Raw genomic sequence first — 7400 nt, 5'->3', positions numbered from 1 at the left:
CTCTTAGCCGAGGTGCGGGTTGAGCGCGGTGGCCAGGCCGATGGACTGTTCCACCTGCCGGGCGAGGTGCTCCCGGTTGGCGGTGATCCCCGCGACGCAGCGGTCGGCCAGGGTCCGGCAGGCAGCGCCCATCTGGGCGAGACCGGACAGCAGGCGGTGCGCGATGATCGGCTCGAAGGCGTTGAGCTGCAACTGACCGGCCTCGGCGGCCATGGTGACGGTCAGGTCGCCGCCGATCACTTCGAACGCGACCTGGTTGACCACCTCGGGGACGACCGGATTGACCTTGCCTGGCATGATGCTCGACCCGGCCTGCACCGCGGGCAGGGTGATCTCGCCCAGCCCCGCGCGCGGGCCGGAGGCCAGCAGCCGCAGGTCGTTGCAGGTCTTGGACAGCTTCACCGCGATGCGCTTGAGCACGCCCGACAGCTGCACGAACGCTCCGGCGTCCTGGGTGGCCTCGACCAGGTCGGGAGCCACTGTCAACGGGATCCCCAGCAGCGCGGCCAGGTGCTCGCAGGCGGCGGCGGGGTAGGCGGGGTGGGCGTTGAGCCCGGTGCCGATCGCGGTCCCGCCGAGGTTGATCTCGTGCAGCAGGGAGCACGCCTCGGAGAGCCGCGACCGGTCCTCGACGAGCATCACCGCATAGGCGCCGAACTCCTGGCCCAAGGACATCGGTACGGCGTCCTGGAGCTGGGTCCGGCCGACCTTGAGCACGTCGCCGAACTCGGCGGCCTTCGCGCCGAAGGCCGACCCGAGGTGCTCCATGGCGTCCGACAACCGGTGGGCGGACAGGTGCAGGGCGATCTTGACGGCGGTCGGATAGACGTCGTTGGTGCTCTGACCGGCGTTGACGTCCTCCAGCGGGTGCAGGTGGCGGTAGTCGCCCCTGGCACGGCCGAGGTGCTCCAACGCGCGGTTGGCGATCACCTCGTTGGCGTTCATGTTGGACGAGGTGCCCGCCCCGCCCTGGATCACGTCGACGACGAACTGCTCGTGCAGGCGGCCCTCCAGGATCTCCAGGCACGCCTTCTCGATCGCGGCCGCCTTGTCGCCGACGAGCAGTCCCAGGTCGCGATTGGCGCGAGCGGCCGCGAGCTTCACCGCCGCGAGCGAGGTCACCAGCTCCGGGTGGGCTGACAGGGGGATACCGGTGATGGGAAAGTTCTCCACCGCGCGCAGGGTGTGGATGCCGTAGTAGGCGTCCGCGGGCACCTCGCGCCATCCGAGCAGATCGTGCTCCGCACGGTGCCCGTTTCTCGGGGTCGGGGTCATCGGAGGGCTCCGTCCGTCGTCGGTAGGTGTGAGGATCTCGGTCCGCCGGAGAGCAGTCGGCGCATCGTCGCGGTGCGCTCCGCTGGATCGGTGTGGTGCAGCAGGGCGGAGAGCACGGCCATCCGGGTCTGCGGGGCGCGCAGTGTTCCGCTCGGCACCGCTCCGGCCGCGATCAGGTCGACCGCGCCGCCGCCGGTGTACATCCCGGTGACCGGGCCGGCGGGCACCCGGCTGGTGAGCGCGACGAGCACCCCGGCGGAGACCGCCTCGGCCACGGCGCCGACGAACGCCGGGGTGGCGTTGCCGGCGCCGGTACCGGCCAGCACGACGCCCTGGGCCCCGGCCGCGACAGCCGCCCGCAGCAGCAGCGGATCGGCGCCGGTGTGGTGCGTGACGATGTCGACCCGAGGCACGGGGACGTCGGGTGACGGCAACGCGAGCGCCGGCCGCCGCGGGGGCCGGCGCCGTACGAGCACACGGCCTTGGGAGACGTCGCCGATCCGCGGGCCGGACGGGTCGCCGAACCCGTCGACGGCGAGCGTGTGCTGTTTCGCGGTGCCGCGCGCGGCGTGCACCAAGCCGTCGAACACCACCAGCACACCGAGATCGTGTCCGCAGGCGGCGACGGCCAGGGCGTCGCGGAGGTTGGCCGGCGCGTCGCTGTCGTCGTGGTCCGGCGGTCGCTGCGCGCCGGTGAACACCACCGGTCGGCGGTCGTGGTGATGCAGGTCGAGCAGGAACGCCGACTCCTCCAACGTGTCGGTGCCGTGGGTCACCACGACGCCGTCGATCCGGTCATCGGCCAGCGCCTCGTGCACGGCGCCCAGCAGGGTCAGCTGCTGGGCCGTGGTGAGCGCTGAGCTGTTCACGGTGAACAGGTCCCGCACCTGGACCCGCAGGCCGTGGGGGACGCTGGTCCCATCGAGGAGCCGGGGCCCGGTCAGCGTGGCGGTGTACCCGCTCCCGGTTCGGCGACTGGCTATCGTCCCGCCAGTGCTGATCAGTACGATCTGGCTCATCGTGTCCTTCTCGCCTCGGAGAGTCCTGGATCGGGACGCGGACCGGATCCGCTCGTGGCGGGTACGGACCGCGTCCCGGCAGCGGTCGGTGGGGTTCGCCCGGGGGACCGGGTCAACGAACGCCCGGAGCGGACCGCGGATCGTGCTCGTCGGCCGGCTGGGGCTCCCAGCACTCGATGCCCTCGACATCGGGCAGCCGGTCTCGGGTGAAGACCGGGTTCAGTCCCTGCTTACGCTGCTGCTGGTAGTCCAGGAGCAGGCGCAGGGCGAGTGTGCCGAGCGGGGCGATGGCGACCAGGTTGATCACGGCCATGAACCCCATGGTGGTGTCGGCGAAACTCCACACCAGGTCGAGCGAGGCGACGGCGCCCAGGAACACCATGGCGACCACGACCGCGCGGTACACCGGCAGGGCCGTCGGCAGGCTGGTCAGGAACCTGAGGTTGGATTCGCCGTAGTAGTAGTTGCCGACCAGCGACGTGAACGCCAACAGGAAGATGATCACGGTGAGCAGGTGCAGGGACCAGGCGCCGAGGTTCGCCTCCAGCGCCTTCTGGGTGAGCTCGGCGCCGACCTCGTCGCCGTACACGGGCTTGGAGACCAGGATGATGAACGCGGTGACCGAGCAGATGACGAGGGTGTCGAAGTAGACACCGAGTGTCTGGACCAGGCCCTGCTTGACCGGGTGGCTGACCGAGGCCGTCGCCCCCGCGTTGGGGGCGGAGCCCATGCCCGCCTCGTTGGAGAACAGGCCGCGGCGGATGCCCATCATGATCGCCGTGCCGACGCCGGCGGCGCCGAACTCGCGGAGGCCGAACGCCGAGCTCACGATGTCGGTGAGCACGACGGGGATCTGGTCGACGTTCATTCCGACCACGACCAGGCCGATGACGAGGTAGGTCAGTGCCATGAACGGCACCACGGTCTGCGCGACGTGGGCGATGCGGCGCACGCCGCCGAAGATCACGAGCGCGGCGAGGACGGCCAGCGCGACACCCACGGTGGGCGCGATCCACCCCGGGGCCTGCGCGCCGGTCGCGGTCGACACCGAACCGCTCACGGCACTGGCGATGCTGTTGGCCTGCACCGCGTTGAACGCGAATCCGAAGGTGAAGATGATGGCGACGGCGAACAGCACGCCCATCCATCGAGCCTTGAGCCCGAGCGTCATGTAGTAGGCCGGACCACCGCGGAATCCGGTCTCGTCCTTGACTTTGAACAGCTGGGCGAGGGTGGACTCGACGAACGCGGCCGAGCCCATGACGATGCCCATCAGCCACATCCACAGCACCGCCCCGGGGCCGCCGAGGGCGATCGCGACCGCCACTCCGACGATGTTGCCCGTCCCGATCCGGGAGGCCGCCGAGATCGAGAACGCCTGGAACGCCGAGATGGCCCTCCGGCCGTCGGGAGCCGACTCCGGGTGGCTGCGCAGGGTGCGCAGCATCTCGGGCACCAGCCTGAGCTGGACGGCGCGGGAGCGCACCGTGAAGTAGACGCCGACGATGGCCAGCAGGGGAATGACCAGGTAGGCCCACAAGGCGTCGTTCAGGCTACCGATGGCACTGTTCAGCACATCCATACGTTTGCTCCTTGTCGTGTGCGGGCACGCGGGGGATGCCGGGGTCGTCTCGCAGGCACGACGTAGCTTCACAGCTGGTCGTCGGAGCGTGCTTCCGCTGGCGGGCCATGGTTGACACATCGACGGCACGCTTCAACGGACCCTGCTCACGGTGCGGAGAACACGCGCTGTCGTCGAACGGGGTTCGACGCGAGGCGCTTTCTGCGCAGTGGTGCGCGTCACACGTTCGACGACGTTCTGTGACCCGGGGCACGGAGGGGGTTGGCCGGTGCGGTGCCGGCGGTGCCGTCCGCGCTCCCGCGTTCAGGCCAGCCGGGAGGCTTGGCCGATTCCGATCCGATCGCGCGCCCGCGGCGGTGTGCCGGCGGTGGCATCCCGTCCGATCCGTCTGGTCGGTCGGGACATCACCGTTTCCGGGCCCGTCGGAAGGTCTGGGTGCTGCTGGACCGGGAAAGACCTCTTCGTCCAGGGCGCGCCACCCATGTGAGAGCGCTTTCCTCGGTCGCCCGTGGCGGCACGACCGTCCCGTTTCGCCGTGGTTTGGAGCATCCGCCGTCCGGGGCGGGGAGGCGTCCGGAGAGTGGGGGAGGGGTGCGTGCGCACTGGTGCGGCCGAAGGTCTTCTCCCTGCCTCGCCATGGCGCTTCCCCGACCGCGACGGGCGCCTGTGGCCGGCCGGCGCGTTGTCGACGAGACGGTCCCATCGGCCGCGCGCCTTGAGGCGCCCGATTCCGAAATCGACGTCGCATGCCGATGAAGCCGCAGGACACAGGGATGAGGGGCGGTCGGGGTGTTCGACCTTCCGAAAATGGCGGCACGAACCCCTCTTGACATGGAAAGCGCTTTCTTTACTCTCGGGTGAGAGCGCGTCAGCGCTCATCCTCTACGAGGAAAGGTAAGCGGTGAGACGATCAATCGTGCNGTTTTTGGCCACTGCGGCCGTGGTGACGGCTGGTCTGGCCCTACCGATGTACCAGGCGTCGGCGCAGGCCGACGGCGCTACGGGGTATGCGACTCAGAACGGCGGGACCACCGGCGGCGCGGGCGGACAGACGGTACGGGCCACGACCGGAACCCAGATCCACCAGGCCCTGTGCGACCGGCCCAGCACCAGCACTCCGATCATCATCGAGGTGGAAGGGACCATCAACCACGGCAACACCTCCAAGGTGTCGGGCGATGGTTGCGACACGTCCGACGACGTGATCGAGCTCAAGAAGATCAGCAACGTCACGATCGTCGGCAGCGGTGGCGGAGCCGTGTTCGACCAACTGGGCATCCACATCCGGGAGTCCCGCAACATCATCATCCAGAACGTGACCGTCCGGAACGTCAAGAAGTCCGGTTCGCCCACGTCCAACGGCGGTGACGCCATCGGGATGGAGAAGGACGTCCGCAACGTCTGGGTCGACCACGTCACCCTGGAGGCATCGGGCGGGGAGTCGGAGGGCTATGACGCCCTCTTCGACCTGAAGAACAACACCCAGTACGTGACCCTCTCCTACAGCGTCCTGCGCGATTCCGGACGCGGCGGCCTGGTCGGGTCCAGCGAGAGCGACCTCTCGAACGGCTACGTCACGTACCACCACAACCGGTACGAGAACATCGACTCGCGCGCGCCCCTGCTGCGCGGCGGCACGGGGCACATGTACAACAACCACTACGTGGGGCTGAACAAGTCCGGCATCAACTCTCGGGCCGGGGCCAGCGCGAAGGTGGAGAACAACCACTTCGAGGACTCCAAGGACGTCCTGGGCACCTTCTACACCAATGAGAGGGGCTTCTGGGAGGTCAGCGGCAACATCTTCGACAACGTGACCTGGTCCGGCCAGGGCGACGAGAACCACCCCGCCGGACCCGACCCGCGGTCCAACACGTCGGTGAGCATTCCGTACTCCTACGAGCTCGACGACGCCGGCTGCGTGCCGGAGGTACTGGACCAGACCGCGGGCGCGGGCCAGGGCAACCGGGTCTCGGACGGCGACTGCGAAGCGCACGATCCGAGTGACCCGGAACCGAGTGACCCGGATCCGACTGATCCTCCCGACGGGACCAACCTCAGCATCGGGGCCGGCGCCGACGGCTCCAGCAAGGCCGGCGGGACCAGCTACGGGAATGTCGTCGACGGCGACATGAGCACCTACTGGTCGCCGAGCGGTTCGACCGGTCGCATCTCGGTCAAGTGGGGCTCCGACACCACGGTGTCCGCGATCAACATCCGCGAGGCGGCCGGAGCCGAAGGCGACATCGGCTCGTGGCAGGTCGTCGACCACGACACCGGCGCCGTCCTGACCAGCGGTAGCGGAGCGGGTGTGATCGCCTTCGAGGCGACGGCGCTGCGCAAGATCGACTTCGAGATCACCAGCTCGAACGGCACCCCCCGCGTCGCCGAGTTCGAGACCTACGCCGGTTCGCCGCCCGACGGTGGAGGCGACACCCCGCCGCCCTCGGGCGACGAGCTCTTCGCGGCTCCGGACGGGAGCGACAGCGCCCCCGGAACCGAGTCCGACCCGACGACGCTCACCTCGGCGATCGACCGGATCGAGCCCGGCGGGACGATCTACATGCGCGGCGGTACCTACGACTTCTCCGAGACGGTTCACATCGCGCCGGGGAACGATGGTCTGTCGAGCGACCGCAACGAGCTGTTCGCCCACCCCGGTGAGACCCCCGTGCTGAACTTCTCAGCCCAGAGCGAGGACTCCTCCAACAGGGGACTCGCCGTCGGCGGCGACTGGTGGCACATCAACGGCGTCATCGTCGAGCACGCCGGCGACAACGGAATCCTGCTGGGCGGCAACGACAACATCATCGAGCGGGTGACCACCCGGTACAACCACGACACCGGGCTGCAGCTGTCGCGGTACACCGCCGGGGCTCCCCGGTCGCAGTGGCCCTCGAACAACCTGATCGTCAGCACGGTCTCGCACGACAACGCCGACTCCGACGGTGAGGACGCCGACGGGTTCGCCCCCAAGCTCACCGTCGGGGACGGGAACGTGTTCCGGTACACCGTGGCGTACAACAACATCGACGACGGCTACGACCTGTTCACCAAGTCGGACACGGGCCCGATCGGCGAGGTGACCATCGAACACTCGCTGGCGTTCGGCAACGGCTCGCTCTCGGACGGCTCCCAGCACTCGGACGGCGACCGCAACGGGTTCAAGCTCGGCGGTTCGGGCATCGAGGTGGACCACCACATTCACCACAGCATCGCCTTCGAGAACGGCAAGCACGGGTTCACCTACAACTCGAACCCCGGCGGCATGACGGTCTCGAACAACCTGGGCGTCGGCAACGAGGAGCGCAACTTCCAGTTCGACGGTGGCGACTCGGTGTTTCGCGACAACACCTCCTGCGACGGTGGCTCGACCGACCGGACCAGGGGCGACGCCGATGGCTCGAACCAGTTCTGGGACGGTTCCAACGGTTCCCGGTGCTCTCAGTACTCCGGGGCCCTGGACTGGCGCTTCGACTCGGACGGCCGCCTCGTGGTGACCATCGGCGGTAGGGAGGTCGACC

Annotated in this window: 3 protein-coding genes and 1 pseudogene; 1 reads left to right on the top strand and 3 read right to left on the bottom strand. The window is 69.0% G+C overall.

Annotated elements, in window-relative coordinates; all coding sequences use genetic code 11:
- Positions 1-3 precede the first annotated feature (3 nt).
- From D471_RS0109400 to D471_RS0109390, 3 genes are all read right to left on the bottom strand, one after another.
- Positions 4-1275, bottom strand: coding sequence for an aspartate ammonia-lyase (locus tag D471_RS0109400; RefSeq protein ID WP_017598387.1), 1272 nt, complete (start codon positions 1273-1275; stop codon positions 4-6).
- Positions 1272-2294: an asparaginase gene (locus tag D471_RS0109395; protein ID WP_017598386.1), complete on the bottom strand. Its 1023-nt coding sequence runs from the start codon at positions 2292-2294 to the stop codon at positions 1272-1274. The genes D471_RS0109400 and D471_RS0109395 overlap by 4 nt, the downstream gene beginning before the upstream one ends.
- A 112-nt stretch (positions 2295-2406) precedes the next feature.
- Positions 2407-3876 carry an alanine/glycine:cation symporter family protein gene (locus tag D471_RS0109390; RefSeq protein ID WP_017598385.1) on the bottom strand — a complete coding sequence of 490 codons (1470 nt, stop codon included), beginning with the start codon at positions 3874-3876 and terminating at the stop codon, positions 2407-2409.
- Positions 3877-4777: 901 nt separating this feature from the next.
- Here D471_RS0109390 and D471_RS37580 point away from each other — a divergent pair.
- Positions 4778-7396: pseudogene (locus tag D471_RS37580) on the top strand (pectate lyase family protein); the annotation flags it as partial.
- Positions 7397-7400 lie beyond the last annotated feature (4 nt).

Origin of the sequence: Nocardiopsis lucentensis DSM 44048 (assembly GCF_000341125.1) — a bacterium.
GTDB classification, from domain to species: domain Bacteria; phylum Actinomycetota; class Actinomycetes; order Streptosporangiales; family Streptosporangiaceae; genus Nocardiopsis; species Nocardiopsis lucentensis.
Note: the sequence above shows the minus strand (reverse complement) of the source record. Positions and strands in the feature narration are given on the sequence as shown.

What these genes read in the sequence shown, in the direction of transcription:
- D471_RS0109400 (WP_017598387.1), bottom strand. Translation starts at nt 1,275, where the DNA reads ATGACCCCGACCCCGAGAAACGGGCACCGTGCGGAGCACGATCTGCTC.
- D471_RS0109395 (WP_017598386.1), bottom strand. Translation starts at nt 2,294, where the DNA reads ATGAGCCAGATCGTACTGATCAGCACTGGCGGGACGATAGCCAGTCGC.
- D471_RS0109390 (WP_017598385.1), bottom strand. Translation starts at nt 3,876, where the DNA reads ATGGATGTGCTGAACAGTGCCATCGGTAGCCTGAACGACGCCTTGTGG.